General features: G+C 66.3%; 11 protein-coding genes and 1 pseudogene. 7 read left to right on the forward strand and 5 right to left on the reverse strand.

The features are described 5' to 3' along the window. Positions 1-75 precede the first annotated feature (75 nt). Complete coding sequence (gene thiD / locus CDO44_RS05805; protein WP_087779380.1) at positions 76-900, forward strand: bifunctional hydroxymethylpyrimidine kinase/phosphomethylpyrimidine kinase; 825 nt, start codon at positions 76-78, stop codon at positions 898-900. Between the two features lie 18 nt (positions 901-918). Here thiD and CDO44_RS05810 read toward each other — a convergent pair whose 3' ends face one another. Further along, positions 919-3,969: a CapA family protein gene (locus CDO44_RS05810; protein ID WP_087779381.1), complete on the reverse strand. Its 3,051-nt coding sequence runs from the start codon at positions 3,967-3,969 to the stop codon at positions 919-921. Positions 3,970-4,202: 233 nt separating this feature from the next. Between CDO44_RS05810 and CDO44_RS05815 the strand changes: the two genes are divergently transcribed. After that, positions 4,203-5,795, forward strand: a complete 1,593-nt coding sequence (locus CDO44_RS05815; RefSeq protein WP_233146052.1) for a Mur ligase — start codon at positions 4,203-4,205, stop codon at positions 5,793-5,795. A 34-nt stretch (positions 5,796-5,829) separates the two neighbouring features. Here CDO44_RS05815 and CDO44_RS05820 read toward each other — a convergent pair whose 3' ends face one another. Beyond that, on the reverse strand, positions 5,830-6,681 hold the full coding sequence (locus tag CDO44_RS05820) for an OmpA family protein (RefSeq protein ID WP_087779383.1): 852 nt from the start codon (positions 6,679-6,681) through the stop codon (positions 5,830-5,832). A 744-nt stretch (positions 6,682-7,425) separates the two neighbouring features. Between CDO44_RS05820 and CDO44_RS28350 the strand changes: the two are divergent. After that, positions 7,426-7,593 (forward strand): annotated as a pseudogene (locus tag CDO44_RS28350) (BapA prefix-like domain-containing protein); the annotation flags it as partial. 96 nt (positions 7,594-7,689) lie between these two features. Here CDO44_RS28350 and CDO44_RS28015 read toward each other — a convergent pair. Beyond that, on the reverse strand, positions 7,690-8,595 hold the full coding sequence (locus CDO44_RS28015) for a hypothetical protein (protein ID WP_233146053.1): 906 nt from the start codon (positions 8,593-8,595) through the stop codon (positions 7,690-7,692). Between CDO44_RS28015 and CDO44_RS28020 the strand changes: the two genes are divergently transcribed. From CDO44_RS28020 to CDO44_RS05840, 4 genes are all read left to right on the forward strand, one after another. Further along, positions 8,581-10,386 (forward strand): BapA/Bap/LapF family large adhesin, encoded by a 1,806-nt coding sequence (locus CDO44_RS28020; protein WP_233146054.1) that lies wholly within the window; start codon positions 8,581-8,583, stop codon positions 10,384-10,386. The two genes, CDO44_RS28015 and CDO44_RS28020, sit on opposite strands and share 15 nt — an antisense overlap. 514 nt (positions 10,387-10,900) lie before the next feature. Continuing rightward, on the forward strand, positions 10,901-12,352 hold the full coding sequence (locus CDO44_RS05830) for a TolC family protein (RefSeq protein ID WP_158213208.1): 1,452 nt from the start codon (positions 10,901-10,903) through the stop codon (positions 12,350-12,352). Then, positions 12,345-14,540 carry a type I secretion system permease/ATPase gene (locus tag CDO44_RS05835; protein WP_087779385.1) on the forward strand — a complete coding sequence of 732 codons (2,196 nt, stop codon included), beginning with the start codon at positions 12,345-12,347 and terminating at the stop codon, positions 14,538-14,540. The genes CDO44_RS05830 and CDO44_RS05835 overlap by 8 nt, the downstream gene beginning before the upstream one ends. Before the next feature lie 7 nt (positions 14,541-14,547). Further along, positions 14,548-15,777 carry an HlyD family type I secretion periplasmic adaptor subunit gene (locus tag CDO44_RS05840; protein WP_233146055.1) on the forward strand — a complete coding sequence of 410 codons (1,230 nt, stop codon included), beginning with the start codon at positions 14,548-14,550 and terminating at the stop codon, positions 15,775-15,777. Positions 15,778-15,814: 37 nt separating this feature from the next. Here the strand turns inward: CDO44_RS05840 and CDO44_RS05845 are convergent, their stop codons facing one another. Continuing rightward, positions 15,815-16,714, reverse strand: coding sequence for a S9 family peptidase (locus CDO44_RS05845; RefSeq protein ID WP_144389477.1), 900 nt, complete (start codon positions 16,712-16,714; stop codon positions 15,815-15,817). A gap of 23 nt (positions 16,715-16,737) precedes the next feature. Then, the gene (locus tag CDO44_RS05850; protein ID WP_087779386.1) at positions 16,738-19,980 is read right to left on the reverse strand and encodes an ATP-grasp domain-containing protein; all 3,243 of its coding nucleotides are present in this window, start codon (positions 19,978-19,980) and stop codon (positions 16,738-16,740) included. Positions 19,981-19,992 lie beyond the last annotated feature (12 nt).

A 19,992-nucleotide genomic window follows, 5' to 3' on the forward strand; every position in this document is an offset into this window, starting at 1 on the left:
CGGGGAGGTAGGGCCGACTATACTGGCGGCATGCGCCGCCGCGGGGCGGCGTCGTTCATTCGCACGAGGATTCCCATGTCTGCCGTTCGCCCCATTCCCAAGGCCCTCACCATCGCGGGCGTCGACCCGTCGGGCGGCGCGGGGGTGCTGGCCGACATCAAGGCAATGAGCGCGCTGGGCGCTTATGGCTGCGGCGTCATCGCGGCGCTGACCGCGCAGAATACGCAGGGCGTGACGGGCGTGCTGCCCATCGATCCGGCCTTCGTCGCCCAGCAGATCGATACGCTGTTCGCCGACGTGCCGGCCGATGCCGTCAAGATCGGCATGCTGGGCAGCCGGCCGGTGACCGAAACCGTGGCCGATCGCCTCGCGCACTGGAAACCTCCCCACGTGGTGCTCGATCCGGTCATGGTCGCCAAGAGCGGCGACGCGCTGCTGGCCCGCGAAGCCGTCGGCGCACTGCGCGAAGCGCTGCTGCCCCAGGTAACGATGATTACGCCCAACCTGCCGGAGGCCGGTGTCCTGCTCGAGCAGCGGGCGGTCGAGACGGTCAAGGAAATGCGGCGCGTGGCCGAGCGGCTGCGCGAACAACTGCCCCATAGCGGCGAGCGCTGGGTATTCCTCAAGGGCGGTCATCTGCCGGGGGATATGGCCATCGACCTTTTGCACGACGGCGACCGGATGATCGAACTCGCCGCGCCGCGCATCGATACCAGGAACACCCACGGTACCGGCTGCACGCTGTCCGCGGCCTTGGCGGCGCTGTTGCCGCAGGCCCGGGACGTGCCCGACGCCGCGCGGCGCGCCAAGCATTACCTGACGGAGGCCATCCGCCATGCGGACCGGCTGGGCGTGGGGTCGGGGAACGGACCCGTGCACCATTTCCACGGGTGGTGGTAACGGCGGCGGTGCGGCGCGTCAGCCGCCGACGTCCATCAGCGCATATTGCGTCGTCGCTTCGTCCGCCGGCCGTTCCTCCAGGCGCTGCTTGAGCCTGGGCAGGATGCCGCAGAAGTCCGTTTGTCCGCGCGGCCCCTTGATCAGCACGATGTCCTGGTCGGCCAGCATTTCGGCCAGATGATCGGCCAGCGCCGATCCGGCATCGAAGTGCGGTCCCAGCAGGCTTGCCGGTAGCCGGGCTCTCAGGGCCTGCATCTCGTCGCCATAGGTTGCGACGTAGCCGATCCCCGCGCGCCGCAGGGGATCCGCAAGGCGCGCCAGCCATTCGCCCCCGGGGCTCAGGCAACCCAGTACCGCAATCTTGCGCGCGCCGCCGGCCGGGATGCCCGCCAGCCTTTCCAGGGCGTGGAGCAGCGAATTGAATCCGGTGCCGTCGTCTTCGTAGACGTCGACGTGGCGGCCGTCGCCATCCAGCGAGGTATGGCGCAAGCCGTCGCCTTGCGGCCGCAGGCTCGCCATGGCCGAAGCGGTGCGCGGCAGCTCCAGGCCCATGGCGTAGGCCGCCACCAGGGCGCAGAGCGCGCTATGGACCAGGCCGGGCGAGCGGGCCGGCAATTGCAGCGCCAGCGTGCGGCCTTGCGGTGGCCGAAGCAGGATGCGTGTCCCGGCGGGAGTCTCTTTCACGTCGAGCAGCCGAAAGGCGGCATGCGGCCGCGTGCCGTAGGTAAGCGTACGGGCCGCATGCCGGTTCGCCGTCCGCAGGAGTTCGTCGAAGCAGGGCAGGTGGTCGCCCAGGATGGCGGTGCCATTGCCGCGCAGACCTTGGAACACGCGCGAGGTCCAATGCGCGGTGTCGCGTATCGAACGGACCCGGGCGAGATGGGTCAGGCCCAGGTGGGGAATGACGGCGATCGTGGGATGGACCTCGCGGGTGACCGGCCCCTCGCGCCGCCACAACGCGCTCTGGCCGATTTCGAGGATTGCGGCGCGAGCCGATCGCGGCAGGCTGGCAAGCGTGACCTGGGCCCCGACTCGCGAGTCGTGATTCTGCACGGTCGCGACGCAGGGCTGGTTCTGCTCTGCCAGGAGGTGTTGGATCATGGCCGCGGTGGTCGTCTTGCCGGCCGTGCCCGCGATGGCGACGACGTCGCGCTGGAACCGGCGCCTGGCGGCCAGGCCCAGTTCCATCGCGGCCTTCAAGGGGTCGGGCACCCACAGCTGCGGAAAGCCGCGGGGCAGGTCGGGCACCATGCGCGAGACCATGGCCCCGGCCAGATGGCGCGCCAGCCGCGGCAGGCGATCGTGGAAATCCCAGTGGGGGCGCGCCAGTATGGATCCCTCGTGGCGGCTGCGGTCCTCGCTGCTGTGCGCCGCGAGCATGGCGGGCGCGGGCCGTCGTCCCAGCGCGTGCGTGCCGGGCAGGATCGACCGGACTCCCCAGCCGGGCGGGGGCGGCGTGATCCAGGTTCCGCCGACGATGCCGCACAGCTCTTCGGCTGTCCAGGTCATGTCCGGATCGCCGATGGCGGCCGGCACCGGAGCGAGGTGGGGAGCGGCCTTGGGGGCAAGCCGGATCGGGACCGGGGGAATGGGCGGCGTAATGGCAGCGACGGGCACGCCGGCGCCGGCAAGCGCGACGTGCAGCCGCAGCTCGCCGTCGCAGAGCAGATTGTCCGGCGGAGGGGGAAGGCCCACGCAATCGCGGTAGATCGTGCCGGGCACCCACCGGGAGGTCGGCAGCATCCAGTCGCACGGATCGTGGTCCATGCCGGCGCCCCATCGGCGGCCCCGGCGCGTCGGTTCTGCCCGTATGTCCAGGCGCAGGTCCTTGTCCATCGGCGCATCCGCCCGCCAATAGCTCTCGACCCACAGCCACTCCGGCCCGCCGAGCGCACCGGGGCTGATCCGCACGCCCAACAGCGTCAAGGGGCCCAGCGCCATGGGCGCGATCGCGGCCTCGCGGGGCACCTGCGCGACGCTGCACCTCGTAGGCACCGTGCGGCTCGTGCGCTCGAGCACGGAGAGGGCGTAGCGCGTCGTCCCGGCAGTTCCGGCCGCCATGTCGGGCCGCGGCCTGGCATGCGATGGAGCCGGGAGGTCGATGCGGCCGCTGCCGTCCGCCTCTGGCAGCACGTCCGTGCCGAACTGCGCGCATCGTTGCGCGAAGCTTGCGACCATGGCCGCGGCGCGATTGCCGCTTGCGCGCCGGCTGTGCCCCTGCCCGATGTCCATGGGATGGAAGCGGATCTGCTGCACGCCGTCCGGCGTGACGACGAGATGGAACACGCCGCCGCCGCTCGCGTCCTTGCGCACGGCGGTATCGGACAGCAGGTCGCCGGCATCATGCAGGATGGGGCGCCCCTGGTGCAGTTCGACGCCTTGGACCGTTTCTCCCCCGCACCCCAGTACCGCGTCCGCCCCCGCCTCGATGAGCAGGCGGCCCAAGGCGCTGGCCGATTGAGCGGGTGATCCGCTTGTGCGCGTGTTCCAATGCACCGCGACCAGGACGACGTGAGCCAGGCGGCGAGCGGCGGCAAGGCGGGGCGTGAACGTCTCCCGCCAGGCTCGCAGGTCATCCGCCGGCAGATAGGCGTTGCCGCCTTGCCGGCCCGTCGCCGCGAACCGCGGCGACGTCGCATCGACGGAGAAGACGGCAACGTTCAGACCCCCCGCTGCACGAATGGCGGGCGCCAGCGACGCGTCGAGCGTTGCGGCGCAACCCGCATGACCGATGCCTATCGCATCGAGCCACCAGGCTTGTTCCTGCAAGGCGGCGGCGCCATAGGCCCCGCTGCAGTCGGTGGCCGTGGCGACGATGTCGATGCCGGCGTCGGTCAGTATGCGCAGCATCTCCGGACGAGCACGGCAATACGATGGACCGTGGACGTCCTTCGCGCGGACGGCTTCGCCGTTTGCGGCCACGACGCACTTCAGGTTCACGATGCGCAGATCCGCCGCATCCAGCGCGGGCGCTTGCAAAGGGCGTTCCGGCGCAATCAATCGCGTCAGATAGTGCTGCCTTCGGCCGAGGTTGACGTTCCCGCCCCACGCTAAGGTCGCTCGCATCATGGCGCCTCGCGCTTGGCCGATGCGGTGCGCGGCGCGTGGGGCGCACCCGCTATGGACTGGCTCGCGGCACGCAGGTTAGGATTGCGCTCGCTGCAACGTGACGAACCTCTCCATCCGCCGGTCGCTTTCCTGCCATGCAACTTTCCACGCTTCTTGCCGATATTCGTCCTCACGTTGAAGCGAACTTTCGAACGCCGGGCGGAGACTGGCCGGCTTGCACACTGTTCTTCTCCGTGTCCGACGGCGCCACGCGCGCCCGCGTCTGCCACGCCAGCGCATCCGATTTCGCCGGCGCTTGGCGCGCCGGCGCCGAGGCGCTCGAGCGATTGGTCAAGCGGCGCGCCATGCAGGTGCGCTGGCTGCGCATCGATTGGGTGGAAGCGGTCCGGGCCACGACCATTGCGGGCTGGTCCGAGGAACTTTCCAAGACCAAGCGTAATTACTACCGCCACGGCGTGGCGTTCGACCGCGAATTGAAGATCGCCTTCCTTGAGCAGGAGCTCAACGGCAACGCCATGCTCTATGGCGGCAACACGGTCGCGCACGCAACGATCAATCCGCACAACTTCAAGGTCTACGCATCCACGCGCTACGGCGCCGACACCGCGATCGACCTTGGCGGCGAGCGCGAACTCTACGTGCTCTCCACGCGGGGCGTTTTCCGCGATGTCCAAGAGAAAGAGACCCGCCTCCTGTACGGCCCCGGGCGGCACGCCGGCCGCAGGGTGATCGAGCAATTGACGGAAAGCGACGTGCTGGGAATGATCGAGCGCGGCTCGCGCTACCTCGCCTCCCAGGTCCAGGACAGCGGCATGTTCCACTACGGGTGGCATCCCTGCTTCGACCGGTCGATCGAGGCCTACAACAGCTTGCGTCATGCCAGCACGACCTACGCCATGATCGAGGCCTGGGAAGTGACTCGCGACGAGAGCCTCAAGCAGGCCATCGACCGCTCGCTGGCCTGCCTGACCGGTTCGTTGATTGTCGAACGGGAGCTCGAAGGGGGGCGGCGCGCCGCGTTTCTGGTCGACGGCGGCACCGAGGTCAAGCTCGGGGGCAATGCGGTGTGCCTCCTCGCCCTGACCAAGTACGCAAGCGTGACCGGAACCGATCGCTACCATGGGATCCTGGAGTCCCTGGCCGTCGGAATACTGTCCATGCAGGACCCCGCGACGGGGCGGTTCAACCACGTCTTGAACTATCCGGACCTGTCGGTCAAGGATCCGTTCCGGATCATCTACTACGATGGCGAAGCGGCTTTCGGCCTGATGCGGCTGTACGGCCTGACGCGCGACCCCCGCTGGCTGGAGGCGGTCGTGAAGGCGTTCGACTATTTCATGACCGCGGAGCACTGGAAGGCGCACGACCACTGGTTGAGCTATTGCGTCAATGAGCTGACTTCCCACCGGCCCGAGCCCAGGTACTTCGAATTCGGCGTCAAGAATTTTTCGGGATATCTCGATTTCGTGCGGGACCGCATCACGACCTTTCCGACCCTGCTTGAGCTCATGATGGCCGCCGAAGCCATGCTTCACAAGCTTCCCGCCTATCCCGAGACCCGCGCGCTGCTGGAATCGCTGGACCTCGGCGCCTTCTACGTCGCATTGGAGCGACGCGCACACTATCTGCAGAACGGTCATTTCTGGCCGGAGTACGCGATGTTCTTTCGCAACCCTCGCCGCATAGTCGGAAGTTTCTTCATCCGGCACCATGCCTTCCGTGTTCGTATCGACGATGTGGAGCACTACCTGTCCGGCCTGGTCGCCTATCTCGCATACCTGCGGGCCGGAGGACGGGAACGCGCGCTGCGCTTGCGCGCGGCTTGAAGCGCCGCGCGCGTTTCCACGTCCCGAAGGGCGCTTAACGACCGCGAGCTCCCGGAACGCTGCGGATGTTCAGCGTGACCCGACGGTTCGGCGCCAGGCACTCCTTGAGCTGGGTCGTCACCCGGCTACCTTGGCACTGCACCACGGGCTCGGCGGAGCCGCGGCCCGCGACACTCAGGCGCGACGAGGGAAGGCCCCGCGCGACGAGGTAGTTGCGCACGGCCTCGGCCCGTTCCAGCGAAAGTTGCTGGTTTGCGCTTACCGAGCCGATCCGGTCGGTATGCCCGACGATCTGGACTTCGTACGGGGTCGTTTCCGTACGTAGCGGGGCAATGGCCCGGTCCAGCTCACGCTGTCCATCGACGCTGAGCCGCGCGCTGCCGAACTCGAACAAGACATCGGCCGAGACGGAAATCGTCCGTACGGGGGCCGGGGCGGGCACGGGAACCGGCGCGGGCGCGGGCCGCATGGCGTTGGCCGCCGCCTCGCACTGCGGCCTGCGCCATTGTGTGGACGTCACCGCACCCTGAGCATCGAAGTTCACCCTGTACTGGCACACCAGGTTGCTTTGGCCTTGCAGCGGCAGGGTCAGATCATAGTCATACCAGCGGTTGTCGGTGCTGCGCTGCACGGGCTCGCCAAGTGCGCTGACGACCGTCTGCCTTGTGGCCCCCGGCCTGACCTGGGCGAAACGGGTCATGTCCAGCGGCCTGCCGTTGCGCAGGAACTGGGCCGGTAGCTGGCCGACCTGCGCTTCGATGTTCTGGAAGCCCGACGGGTCTTGCGTGATCTGTACCGGATTCTTGGGTTCGCTCTTGGGCGGAGCGGAGCAAGCGGCGAGGATCAGCGTACCGACTACGGTGGCTGCAACTGTAGCGATTCTCATGTGGTGTCCTTGATTAAAACCGGATGAAACGGTCAAGGGAGTGCCCGGCGGCCATCCGGCGGAAGCGACGATCGCCTCGGCACCGAATAATGTGCGGGCCCGATGTATTGGTTATTCCCCTCCAGAAGCGATATTCGTACATTTTCGAATAATCAGGGTTTCTGAACTTCTATTTAGTCTGAATATAAGAAACGAGCTTCTTTTGAATATGAAATGGCGGGTTTCCTATTTCCGCGGTAATAATAGGAGTCGTGGAGTTCTATTATCGTAAACAACGGTAAGAACAAAACCTCGTATTAGGGAAATCCATAATACGCCTGGTTGGAGACTCAAGTAAGGTTGCTCAAAATTGAGATCCGCGGGGAGGAAAATATAAATGCGAAGATCCGGAGTTTATTAGTTCGATAAATGAGATATCTCGTTTGTTCGAATATCTCTGCGGAAAGAAATAAATATTGATTTATCGCAAGATATTTTGCCCGTAGTGTGCTCTGTCCTGGGCAAGAACAAAAACAAAGCCCGTTCTTTCCGTTTTTTGATTGCCGCGCCGATTTTCGAAGCGCAGTCGGCACGTTTTTGCGTGCGCCGTGGCTTTGGATGCCGGTTGGCGGCCGCGTCCCTTTTCGGGGATGCCATGTTTTGCGCGTGTGATATTGCGCAGAGGATTCTCGCTTGGGCCGGTGTTAGGCGGCTCAACCATATAGAACAGGACAATGCAAGGGTAGCTGCATGAACATAACAGTGATGAACAAGGCCGATGGGGCGACCACCGAACTTCCGGTGGGCAACCTCACATTGAATTCGGCGGGCATCGTCAAAATGCCTTTCGGGCCAGAATCGGTCGCGGCTTTCGACCGCAGCGGCTCGAACCTCGTGCTCCGGCTCAAGTCGGGCCAGCAAGTGACGATCGCGAACTTCTTCCAGGTCGCGCCCGACGGCTCGCGCAGCGAGCTCATACTCGAAGACGCGAATGGGGTGCTCTGGTGGGGGCAGTACAGCTCGCCGTGGTCAGGCTTCTCGTTCACTGAAATCACTGCAGCGGAACAATTGATGGGCATGCTTCCGGCCGGAAGCGCGATCCCCGCCTGGTTGTTCGCCGGTCTGGCGGCCGTCGGCATTGCCGCAGCCGTCCTGAGCGACGACGATGATGATGATTCCGACGCGGATGCTGACGCTGACGCGGATGCCGATGCTGATGCTGATGCGGATGCCGATGCTGATGCGGATGCCGATGCTGATGCGGATGCCGATGCTGATGCTGATGCGGATGCCGATGCTGATGCGGATGCCGATGCTGATGCGGACGCGGATGCTGACGCGGATGCTGACGCGGATGCGGATGCGGATGCGGATGCGGATGCGGATGCGGATGCGGACGCGGATGCGGATGCGGATGCTGACGCGGATGCGGATGCTGACGCCGATGCTGATGCGGATGCGGACGCTGACGCCGATGCTGACGCGGATGCTGATGCCGATGCTGATGCTGATGCGGATGCCGACGCTGACGCCGATGCGGATGCCGACGCCGATGCCGATGCGGACGCCGAGGCAGATGCCGATGCGGATGCGGATGCGGATGCTGATGCCGACGCTGATGCCGACGCCGATGCCGACGCTGATGCCGATGCCGATGCCGATGCCGATGCTGACGCCGATGCTGACGCTGACGCTGACGCTGACGCTGACGCGGATGCCGATGCCGATGCCGACGCGGATGCCGATGCCGATGCCGACGCGGATGCTGATGCTGATGCTGATGCTGATGCTGATGCTGACGCCGACGCCGACGTAGACGCCTACGACGACCTCGCCACCGCGGAGCTCGAACTGAGCCACCGAGTCATCGCTACCGAAGGCGATTCGGGTACCGATACGCTCATCCTGAGCATCGGCAACGTGTCCGAGACTCACGAATTCGAGATCGCCGAAGGCACCCTGGGCAACCTGGAGTTCTCCGTCGACGCAGGCAGCCTGCTCTCGTTGCTCAGCACGTCCTACATCACGCTGCAAGTCCTGCAGAACGGCGAGTGGGTGAACGTGGCCGACACCGAGAACGGCAAGCTCATCGACCTGATCGGTCTCAACGGCGACAACCTGGTGGTCGAGGCGAAGGATCTGCCGGCCGGCGAATACCGCGTGGTTTATGGCGGCACCGGAGTGCTCTCGGTCGTACAAGCGGTCGAATGGAGCATGAACCTGGAGCGCACGAGCCTGACCGAGTTCGACGTCACCAAGGCGGACCCCGTCACCGGCAACGTGATCACCGATCCGAGCTTCGGCGAGGGGGCGCCGGACGACCTCGGACCCGACGACGCGGCGGTGCTCCAGGTCAAGAATGCCGACGGCGTCTTCGTCACGCCGGATGCGGCGGGAACGGTGATCGTCGGCCTGTATGGCACGCTGACCATCAAGCCGGACGGCAGCTATTCCTACCAGGCCAATACCGAAAACGCGGCGGCCAACGTGGGCAAGGTCGATGTCTTCGACTACAAGCTGGTGCACCCCACCGCCGGCGAGGACTCGGGCAAGCTGTACGTGCGCCTCGACAGCGATCAGGTCGACCTGGTGTGGGACGACCAGAACCCCGGCGAGGACGCCACTGTCGTGCCGGCGGTCGAAGCCACGGCGGACGCCGAGGTCATCGTGGAGACCGAGGTCGAGCACGTGCCGGAGTCGGAGGTCATCGATTACTCGTGGCTGCTGGGCGCGCTCGGGATCGTGTTGGGCGAGACCTCGGGCAGTCACGTGTTCACGGTAGAGGAAGGGACGACATCGACGGTCAACCTGGACATCACCGGCTCCGGCCTCGCGTCGCTGCTCAACGGCCTGGAGTTCACCCTGGAGGTCCGCGATGCAAACGGCAACTGGGTGGAAGTCGAAGGTTCCGAAGGCGGTGGACTGATCGACCTGATCGGCATCTTCCCGACCCAGATCACTGCGCGCATCGAGGACCTCGGGCCCGGCGAGTACCGCCTGAATGTGTCGAATGCCTCCCTTGTCTCATTGCCGGGCAACGTCAGCGTCGTCATGTCCCAGGACGTGACCCATTTCGGCCACGAAGTCGCCGCAGGCGTCGATCCGGCCGAAGGGAACGTCCTGGAGGCGGCGGGCATCGACGTCACCGTCGATGGGCCGGTGGCCGTCAGCGTGGACGCCAGCGGCGAAGTGCGGTATCCGGGCGTGGATCCGGTCGTGCTGGAGGGAACCTACGGCACCCTGACCATGCATGCGGACGGTAGCTGGACCTACGAGCCGAAGGCCGAGCTCGACAGCATCGGCCAGAGCGACGTGTTCACCTACCAGCTGCACTATGCCAACGGCCAGGTGTCGGAAGGCACGCTGACCGTCAACATCGGCGAGATCGACAACACGCTGCCCCCGCCGGAGGACGCTGCGGCCGGGGACGGCGATGCCGATGCGGCCGAGGCGTTCGCCGTACCGCTCGACGGGCTGGACCAGGACGACGACAGCGACGATGCCGACGACGTCCCGGACGACCAGAACGACGAGCAGGAGATCGCGCTGGAGGACGTGCTGCAGCCCGAGCCCGATCCGATCGAAGCGTACTTCGCCGAGGAGGACGAAGACGACAGTCTGCTTCCGGCGCCGTCGCCCGAGGCCGAGACTACCGTCCTGGCCGCTGTGTATACGGAGGATCCGGAAGACCAGGCCTGGTCTCAGCACGATGTATCGGGAATCTAACCGTCGATTCGGATAGTTGACCCGAAGAGCGGCCGGCCCTGGATTGTCCAGGTCCGGCCGTTCGCATGAGAAGTTGTCGGGAGTATTCATGAGAGGTTCATGCCGCGCGGCGTTGTACGTGGTCGGGCTGTTGGCCATCGGAGCAGCCGATGCTGCCGGTGAAGGAGCGCAAGGCGCCGGGGGAATGCACGCCTGGTCGGGGCCGCCGGATGCGGCCGGATCCGGTGCCGCGGCGCCGCGGCAGGGCGGGGTGCCTGCCGCCGGGGAACGCGTGCAGCCGCCGTCGTCGTCGATGAATGGCACGCCCGAGGACCCGTCTCTCGATGCCCATCCGCCCGTGGCGGCCCGTCCCCCTGCCGAAACCGTTGCCATGCCTGCCGGCGCTCCGGCAGATGCGAGTCCCGAGCCTGCCCGCCGAGCGCCTGTCGCCAGTGCTGCCGCGCGCCCGGAAGCGACGCCGGCCACGCGTACGTCCGCATCCGGACGAACCGCGCCGGCCGCGCATTTCTCCAGCATGAATGCCCCTGTCGAAAGCCCTCGGCCCGAGCCGAAGGCATCCGCCAGCGTGGCCGGCCGGCCAGGCGCAAGCGCGGAGGCCGGCAAGTCCGCTCCCCGTCCGGTCGACCCCGGCCGCCTGGGCGCGATGGCGCCCGCGGTGGCCGCGAGCCGGCTGATGCAGGACGGGCCAGGCGCGGCAGGAAACGCCGTCTTTGCCAGCGAGGTGGCGCAAGGCGGCCGCCCGGGCGCGTTGACGTTGGCCGGCGTGGCGCGTCAGGCGGTCAGCTGGCACCCGAACATTGCCGCGGCGATGGGGCGGTTGAATCAAAGCGGCGAAGAAATCGAAGTGGCGCGCGCGGGCTACTATCCGCGCGTGTCGACCGGCTTGCGTGCCGGCCGGGACAATACGCTTGCCGACAGCCGGGTCCAGCGCCTGAGCATGTCGGCCTCGCAGATGCTGTATGACTTCGGCAAGGTGGACAGCAGCGTCGCAGCCGCGCGCGCGGCCGCGCGCGTGAGCCAGGCGAGAGTGACCCTGGCCGTGGACCAGGTCGCGGTGGACGCGGCGAAGGCGGCGATCGAGCTCAAGCGCTACGAAGAGCTGGAGGCTGCCGCGCGCGAGCAGGTCAAGGGCGTCTCAGAGATCAGCCAGCTGGTGCGGACGAGAAACGAGCGCGGAGCCAGTACGCGATCCGACGTCATGCAGGCGCAGTCGCGCGTGTCGGCCTCGCAGTCGATTGCCCTGCAATACGCCTCCCAGCTCGCGCGCTGGCGAGGTGTGCTGCGCACGCTTTTGGGAGTCTCCACGCTGCCGCAGTTGTCCATCGAGCTGACGCCCGACTTTCTGGCTGCCTGCCGGGTAGACCAGCCCGATTGGTCGGAAGTGCCGACGGTCCGGGTGGCGGAGGCGGAGCATGACCAGGCGCGGGCGCTGCTTGAGGCGGCGCGATCCAACCGCCTTCCCACGCTGTCGCTGGATGCGGGCGTGGGGCGCGCGCTCAACGGCAATGCGACGCGGCGGGACGATTTCACGCTGGCGCTCAACGTTTCCATGGACGTTTATCAGGGCGGCGCCCTCAACGCCCGCAGCGCCGCCGCGGAATTCGCATTGCGCGCCGCCGACGCCTCGCGCGACAACGCCAGGCTCTCGGCCGTGCAGGCCCTGACCGATGCCAGGGAGCAGACGTTCGGACTCGCGGAGCGGATGACCGTGCTGGATGGCCGGCGCCGGTCCATCGGCGAGACCAAGGACCTGTATCGCCAGCAGTACCTGTCGCTCGGGACGCGGTCCCTGATCGACCTGCTCAACGCGGAACAGGAGTTCCATCAGTCGCGCTTCGACCAGGTGAATACGAAGTACGAGTTGATGGGCCTCGGTGTCGATTGTCTATATGCCACAGGAGCGATGCGCCGGGCCTTCGGCCTGGAGGACGCCGCGCGAGTGGCCGGGAACATGTACGATGAATAGCACGACCGCAGCAGAAGACCTATCCGTGCCCGGCGATCCCAGCCAGGAAGCCGCCGCACGTGTACGCGAGCAAGCGTGGATGGAAGCGGTGCAGGCCATTGCCAGGCATTACCGGCTGCCGTGCTCGCCCGAATCCTTGCGTATCGCCCGCCAATGGGCCGACGACGGCGACGAGGAAGAGGCGCTGCGCGATCTCGCGCGCCGGGCCGGCCTGGGGCTGGCCCTGATGCGCGGCAAGGGTGCGCTGGCCGAGATCTCGAACTGGCGCCTGCCGGTGGCGGTGCGGATGACGGACGGGCAGATCGGCATCCTGGAAGCGCTGGGGGCGGACGGCTCGGCCAGCGTCGCGTACTGCGGGGACGATGGACAGCTGACCCGGGTTTCCGTGCGCCAGCTGCAGGACCAGGCCGAGCTCGTGGCCATCATGCGTCCCCTGGGCGGCGTGCCCGACGCGCGCGTGGACGCGTACATCTCGCCATACCAGTCGCATTGGCTGCGCAACATCGTCCTGCGCGACATGCGCCCGTATTGGCACATCATGCTTGGGTCCCTGGTCGCCAATATCCTGACGCTGTCGACCGTGCTGTTCTCCATGCAGGTGTACGACCGGGTCGTCCCGGCCGGATCCTTGCCGACCCTCTACGTCCTGTTCATCGGCGTGCTGGTCGTCCTGCTGTTCGACTTCATCCTGCGGCGCGTCCGCGCGACGGTCACCGACCTGCTGGGCAAGCGCGCCGACATGCGCATATCGGATCGCGTCTTCGGGCATGCGCTGCGCGTTCGCAACACGGCTCGTCCGGCTTCCACCGGCACCTTCATCTCGCAATTGCGCGATCTCGAATCGATCCGGGAGATGATGACCTCCACGACCGTGACCGCGCTCGCGGACGTGCCGTTCTTCATACTGTTCCTGGTGGTGTTCTGGTACATGGCCGGTCCCCTCGTGGGCGTCCCCTTGGTGGCCATGGTCCTGATGGTGGTGCCTGGCCTGCTCGCGCAGCGCCGCCTGCGCGAATATGCCCAGACGGCGACGCGGGAAGCCTCGCTGCGCCATGCGATGCTGGTCGAGTCGGTGCAGGGCAATGAAGACATCAAGACGATGCAGGCCGAGGACCGTTTCCAGAATCTCTGGAACCACTACAACGCCGTCACCGCCGAGGCGAACCTGCGGACCCGTTCGTTGACCAATACGCTGGTCGGGTGGACCCAGACGGTGCAGACCGGCGTGTTCGCCACCGTGATCTTCTTCGGCGCCCCGCGGGTCATCGAAGGGGAGATGACGACCGGCGTCCTGGTGGCCGCGTCCATCCTCTCGTCGCGCATGATGGGCCCCATGGCCCGGGTCACCCAGGTACTGGGCAGGTGGCAGCAGGCCAAGGTCGGCGTCAAGAGCGTGGACCAGATCATGCAGCTGCCGGTGGACCAGCCCGAACACGAGCAGCGCATCCATCGCCCCGCGATCCAGGGCGCCTTCCACTTCGACATGGCGGCATTCCGCTATACGCCCGACAGCCCGGTCACCCTGCAGATCAAGAACCTGCGCATCCAGCCGGGCGAGCGCATCGGCGTGCTGGGACGCAATGGCGCCGGCAAGTCGACCTTGCTGCAGGCCATGTCGGGGCTGCTGGAGCCCGCCATGGGCGAGCTCATGCTGGACGGTGTGCGGCTGGCGCACATCGATCCGGCCGACGTGCGGCGCGACGTCGGGATACTGACCCAGAATGCCCGTCTCTTCCATGGGACGCTGCGTGACAACCTGTTGCTCGGCGCGCCCCGCACCAGCGACGAGCGCATCCTGCAGGCGCTCGAGTGGACCGGGGCGCTGGGCTACCTGCGCCGGCTTCCCAAAGGCCTCGACCACATGGTGCAGGAAGGCGGCCTGGGACTTTCCGGGGGCCAGCGCCAGAGCCTGCTTCTGGCCCGGCTGCTGCTGCGTGATCCGCAGATCCTGCTGCTGGACGAGCCGACGGCGAGCATGGACGAGACGACCGAGAAGCGGTTCATCCGCTACCTGGCCGGGCTGGAGCCGGGACGATCGCTGGTCGTGGCCACGCACCGGACCAGCGTGCTGAGCGCGGTCCAGCGGATCATCGTCGTGGAGAACGGCATGATCGCCCTGGACGGCCAGAAGGATGAGGTGATCGCCGAGTTGAATCGCCGGTCGAAGGCGCGCCTGGCGGCGATATGAAAGAGACATGGAGTCCATCATGAAGGGCAATGCGACGCAGGCGCTCGGTGGCGCGCCGTGGAAGCCGGGAGCCATCGATGCGTTCGGCGACCGCGACGATGCGGTCATCGTGCGCTCCGGGCGCATCGTGCTGGTGATCGTCGTGCTGTTCGCGGCGCTGTTGGCATGGAGCTACGTGGGCGTCATCGACGAGGTCTCGTCCGGCACCGGCAAGGTCATCCCCACTTCGCGCGAGCAGACCATCCAGTCGCTCGAGGGCGGCATTCTTGCCGAGCTGAACGTGGCCGAGGGAGACATCGTCGAACAAGGGCAGGTCCTGGCGCAGCTCGATCCCACGAAGATCGGTTCCAACGTGGAAGAGAGCGCGGCGCGATACCGGGCGGCGCTGGCCAGCGTCGCCCGCCTGCGCGCCGAAGTGGCCGAGAGCGCGCCGCGGTTTCCCGACGAGCTCAAGTCCTACCCCGAGCTCATTGCCTCCGAGACGCAGCTTTTCGAAGCGCGCAAGCGCAGCCTCGAACAGTCGATGGCGCTGGTGGTGCAGTCGCTCCAGCTGGTCCGCCGCGAGTTGTCGATCACCGAATCGCTGGTGAAGGACGGCGCGGCGAGCGACGTGGAGGTGATCCGGCTCCGGCGCCAGGCCGCCGATCTCGAGCTCAAGATCAGCGAGCTGCGGTCCGAGTACCGGGTGCGCGCCCGCGACGAGCTCACCAAGGCGCAGGCCGAGGTCAAGGCGCTGTCGTCGGTGGTGAAGGGCCGTGCCGACTCGCTCACGCGGCTGACCCATCGTTCGCCGGTGCGCGGCGTCGTCAAGCAGATCGGCGTCACGACCATAGGCGGCGTCATTCCGCCGAACGGCATGCTGATGGAAATCGTGCCGATCGACGACAAATTGCTGGTCGAAGCACGCATTTCGCCGCAGGACATCGCCTTCATCCATCCGGGGCAGGAGGCGATGGTCAAGATCACCGCCTACGACTACGCCGTCTACGGGGGCCTGGACGGCGTGGTGACCACGATCTCGCCCGACACCATCCAGGACGAGGTCAAGCCTGAAGTCTTCTACTACCGGGTGTTCATCCAGACGACGACCGATGCGCTGATCAACAAGGCCGGCAAGCGCTTTCCTATCGTGCCCGGGATGATCGCCACCGTGGACATCCGCACTGGACAGAAAACGGTGTTCGAGTACCTGATCAAGCCCATGAACCGCGCGCGGGAGGCGTTGCGCGAGCGGTGATGACGGAGGGCGCGAGGCCGGCCGGGCGGGCGCCGCCTCACCGGCCGGGCCGCGCGCAGCTCGCGGCCGTCGTCAGCCCGATGGAATCCTTGAGGTCATGGAATGCGGGCCCGACCGCCGCATGGGTTACGAGCTGCACCTGGTGACCCTCCTGCCGCACCTTGTCGGCGAACATCTTCTGCAGGTCGAACGGTGTCACCTGGTCCTTCTCGTTGCCGATGACGAAGATCTTGCGCGTGGGGTCGCGCACGATGCCGTCGACGTGATCCAGCGGGTCGTACAAGTCCGCATACCTGGGGTTGTTTTCCCTGTCGCGCGGTTTTCTTCCTTTGGCTTCGTCCAGGATGCGGGCCCGTTCGAACAGCGCGAAGGCGCCCGACGTCAGCACGGCGCAGGAAATATCGGTGCGTCCCATCGTGAGCAAGGCCGCGCCGGCCGTCGCCCCGCCGCTGTGGCCGTAGACCACGAAGCGCTCTATGCGGTAGCGGTCCTTGATTGCGTCGAGCGCCGCGTCCAGGGCCAGGAATTCCGCGATGTGCCGGGTCCGGAGATGATTGCCGCTCGATCCATAGGTACCCGGCCTGGCGACGATGACGACCGGCAGTCCGAGCCGGCGCGCGACCCGGTCCGCGATGGCCTGCTGCTTGCGCACCGTGTTGTCCCGGATTTCCTCGGGCTTCATCCGGGCCGCCCGGTGGCGGTCCCCCCCGAAGACGATGACCGCGACGGGAGCGTGCTCGATGTTGCCGGCGGCGAAGTAGCGGATGCAGTCTTGCCCGGAATGGTAGTCGGCCCAGACGGCACCCGACGAGATGGGGCAGGTGCTTTTGTCGGCCTTTCCATTCCATGGAAGCGGCGCATCCGCCTGGTCGTCCGCGAACGCCAGCGAGCAGCCCAGCAAGGCCGCAAGGAATATCGAAACCAGCCTGTATGCCATATCGCTTTTCCTCGCCATCGCCGTCATTTGGCCACCGCAAAGCCGCGCGGGATGTCCCCATGGAATGCGGAGTGCCGGCTTTTCTCCAGCAGCGGCCCCGTGGCGCATGCGGACAGCATGTCGTCGACGGCGTTACCCGCGCCGGAAATCACCAGCTCGAGCTCGCGTCCGGACAATGGGCGGATCGAACCGTCGAGCATGCGCAGATGCGCGTGGCGCCAGATGCGATGGACCGAGATTTTCACGTTTCCGCGGCACGATCCCACGATCCGGACCGATTTGCGCGCTTCGTCCGCCGCGCCGGAGGATCGGGGGAACAACGCATCGACGATCGCTCCGGCCGCGTCCCGGGGCGTGCCATGGGTCACGAAGTGATGCAGCCCCATGTCGGGGTTCGCATTGACCTCGATGACGACCCAGCGCTGATCCTTCGGGGATCTGGATATGTCTTCCGCGAGGAGGTCGAAGCCGACATGAAGGGGGTCGAAGACCGCGCGGCGCACCTTGACGGCGACTTCCGCCCAATCCGGATGGACGGTTTCGGTAAGGTCCGTGCTTTCTCCGCCGGAGCCGATGTTGGCGACGCTGTGCAACTGCAGATAGCGGCCGCTTTCCAGGACGGTGCGCCCGTCCATGCCCAGCTGCGCCAGGTTGCGCAGCATCATCGGCGTCAGCTTGATCGGTTTGGAGCCGTCGTAGGGGTTTCTGGCGCGCCGCCTGTTCTTGATGGCAATCAATCCATCGATGGTGTGCTTCCCATCGCCCACCACATGGGCGGGAACGCGTTCCGCCGCCGCGGCTATGGTATTGCCCACTGTCAGGATCCGGTAGTCCTTCCCCTGGCAGTACTGTTCGACGATGATCGCCGACGAGCCGGCGGCGCGTGCGTGGTCCCAGGCCTGCTGGAAATGGGGCAGGGTCGAGATGTCCGTGCTGACGCCCGCTCCCCCGGATCCGCTCAGCGGCTTGACCACTACCGGTTGGCCCAGGGACTGGGCGAATTCCCAGGCCGCCTTGACGGCGTCGCGCGCGAACATCGCCCCTTGCGGCGTGTTGATCCCCGCCTCGCGGAGCAGGCTCTTCGTCCACTCCTTGTTGTTGGTGGCGCGGCGGGAAATCGATCGCGTGTGGTCCGACATTCCCTGGAAGAAGGCCACTTGCCTGTCGCCGTTCGAAAGAACGGTGAGTTCGTTGCTCAGGGCATGCACCGACAGATTGCGCGCATAGGCGGCCTGGCGGATCAGGCGCATCTGGGTCGAATAATCGCGCCTGAATGAACCGCCGCCGCATGGGGCCCGATAGGGCGCCGCCGGCACGATGGCCGGCGCGCCCGGCGCGTTACCTTTCTCTTCCCTGAGGCGCTGGTGGCTGAAGTCCAGCAGCGTCCGGGGAAGATGCGACGCGGGCGGCCCGAAAGCGGCGAAATAGAGCGTGGCGATGGCCGGGTTGGAATTGATCTCGATGATGGATACGTTGCCGTCCTCGGCGCTCGCGGAGAAATCCTTGATCAAGACGTCCAGTCCGAGCAGGATGGCGCAGGGTACCGACCTGGCGGCCTGCTCGGCCACGGCGACGATCGACGGATGCAGTCGGTCGATGACGCTCACGCTTTCTCCGCCCATCGCGATATTGGATACCGTGGACAGACGGACCCGTTCGCCCTTGCCCGGCACTTCCGATTTTCTTCGTCCGTCCAGCTCGAGCTGGTCGAAACTGCTGATGGGGTACAGCTTGAGAAGAGGGTTCTGCAGGCGCAGCTTGTTCTTCTCGGCCACGAGTTCCTCGATCGTCCGCACGCCGTCGCCGATGACGTAGGCGGGAACGCGGCATACGGCGGCGGCCAGCTTGCCGCCTACCGTGATCATGCGGACTTCGTCGCCGGCAACGAAATCCTCGACGATCACGCGGCGGCCGAAGGCGGTCGCCCGCTCCCACGCCTGCACGAAGGAGGGCTCGTCGGCGACGCCGGCGGTGACGCCATCTCCCCCGGCTCCCGCCGCCGGTTTGACGACCTGGGCCACGGAGCATGTCCTGAAGTAGGCGGCCGCCGCGTCCCTGTCGGTGAAGACCCGGCCAGCCGGCGCCGCGATGCCGTTCCGCGTCAGTAAGTCCTTGGTGGCCACCTTGTCCAAGGTGATCCGGCTCGAGCCGGTTCCCACGTCCGGCGCATTCTGCTGGAACACGATATCGCCGTCGGGAGTCACGACCCGATAGCTCAGTTTCCGGATGCTTTCGATGCGCCATCCGCGCCGTGCGACTTCGTCGCCGATCAGGTGGCGGGCAATGTCGCCCTTGCGGCCGTGATAATCGGACGCCGAAAAATCGTTGGCGCCGCCGGCCATGATTTCGTCGATGATTCTGGCGTTGGCCCCGGCGTCGAAGGCGGGTCTTTGCCCGGGCTCGCGCTGGTCCGCGCGCGCCGCCGGCGTCTCCGGCGCGGCGCGGGGGCGCTCCCGTCCCATGCCGGCGGCGCCTCTGTCCCGCCTTCGCGCAAGTTCGAACAGCGCGGCGGCGATATCGATCCTGGGCGGCGAGTATTCCTTGACTTCGCCGCTGGCCACGCGGCGCTCCAGCTCATCGAGGAAGCCGTGGATGTCCGATACGTCCAGCCCGGCGAGGTCGCGTACGTGATAGCGCCACCAAGCTACGTCGAGTATGCGCGCAATGGTGGCGTCGTCGAAGCGATACTTGATCACTTTTGCGGGTGCGCCGCCCACGACCGCAAACGGCGGCACGTCTTTCACGACGATCGCGCCCGCGGCAACCACCGCGCCGTGGCCGATGGTGATGCCCCTGCGGATCAGCGCGCCGTTGCCGATCCAGACGTCGTCCTTCACGATCAGGGGGCCGCGATCGGTCTGCTCGAAGGGCGGGACCGAGGTCGCCACGCGAAAACGCTTCTCCATCCACGCCGCATAGTAGTCCCGGCATGCGAACGGATGCGTGCTGATGCGGTCCAGGGGATGCTCGTTCCCCATCAGCCTCGAATAGGGCGCGATGCTGCAATAGCGTCCGACTTCGGCACGGCTGCCGAAAGCGGTGTGCATGTAGGTGAATGCGCCGCAGTTGCTGAAGCCATTCCTGCCCGACATGGTCGAGAACGGTTCGACGACGATGGGCGACTTGATCGTTACCGTCTCGCCTTCGCGATAGACGCCCCTGATCTTGAAAGGGTGGAGAAGATAGATGTTCTGCTCGGCGAAGAAGTCCTCGATCTCCTTCGACCACTTGAATGAATATGGATACGTTACGTTCTCATCGTTCATCTCTTTCGCTCC

This window comes from Pigmentiphaga sp. NML080357 (genome assembly GCF_002188465.1).
Classification (GTDB): Bacteria; Pseudomonadota; Gammaproteobacteria; order Burkholderiales; family Burkholderiaceae_B; genus Pigmentiphaga.

Coding starts and splice junctions, on each gene's coding strand:
- CDO44_RS05850 (WP_087779386.1), bottom strand. CDS start 19,980: ATGAACGATGAGAACGTAACGTATCCATATTCATTCAAGTGGTCGAAG.
- CDO44_RS05810 (WP_087779381.1), bottom strand. CDS start 3,969: ATGATGCGAGCGACCTTAGCGTGGGGCGGGAACGTCAACCTCGGCCGA.
- CDO44_RS05820 (WP_087779383.1), bottom strand. CDS start 6,681: ATGAGAATCGCTACAGTTGCAGCCACCGTAGTCGGTACGCTGATCCTC.
- CDO44_RS05845 (WP_144389477.1), bottom strand. CDS start 16,714: ATGGCATACAGGCTGGTTTCGATATTCCTTGCGGCCTTGCTGGGCTGC.
- thiD (WP_087779380.1), top strand. CDS start 76: ATGTCTGCCGTTCGCCCCATTCCCAAGGCCCTCACCATCGCGGGCGTC.
- CDO44_RS05840 (WP_233146055.1), top strand. CDS start 14,548: ATGGAGTCCATCATGAAGGGCAATGCGACGCAGGCGCTCGGTGGCGCG.
- CDO44_RS05835 (WP_087779385.1), top strand. CDS start 12,345: ATGAATAGCACGACCGCAGCAGAAGACCTATCCGTGCCCGGCGATCCC.
- CDO44_RS05830 (WP_158213208.1), top strand. CDS start 10,901: ATGAATGCCCCTGTCGAAAGCCCTCGGCCCGAGCCGAAGGCATCCGCC.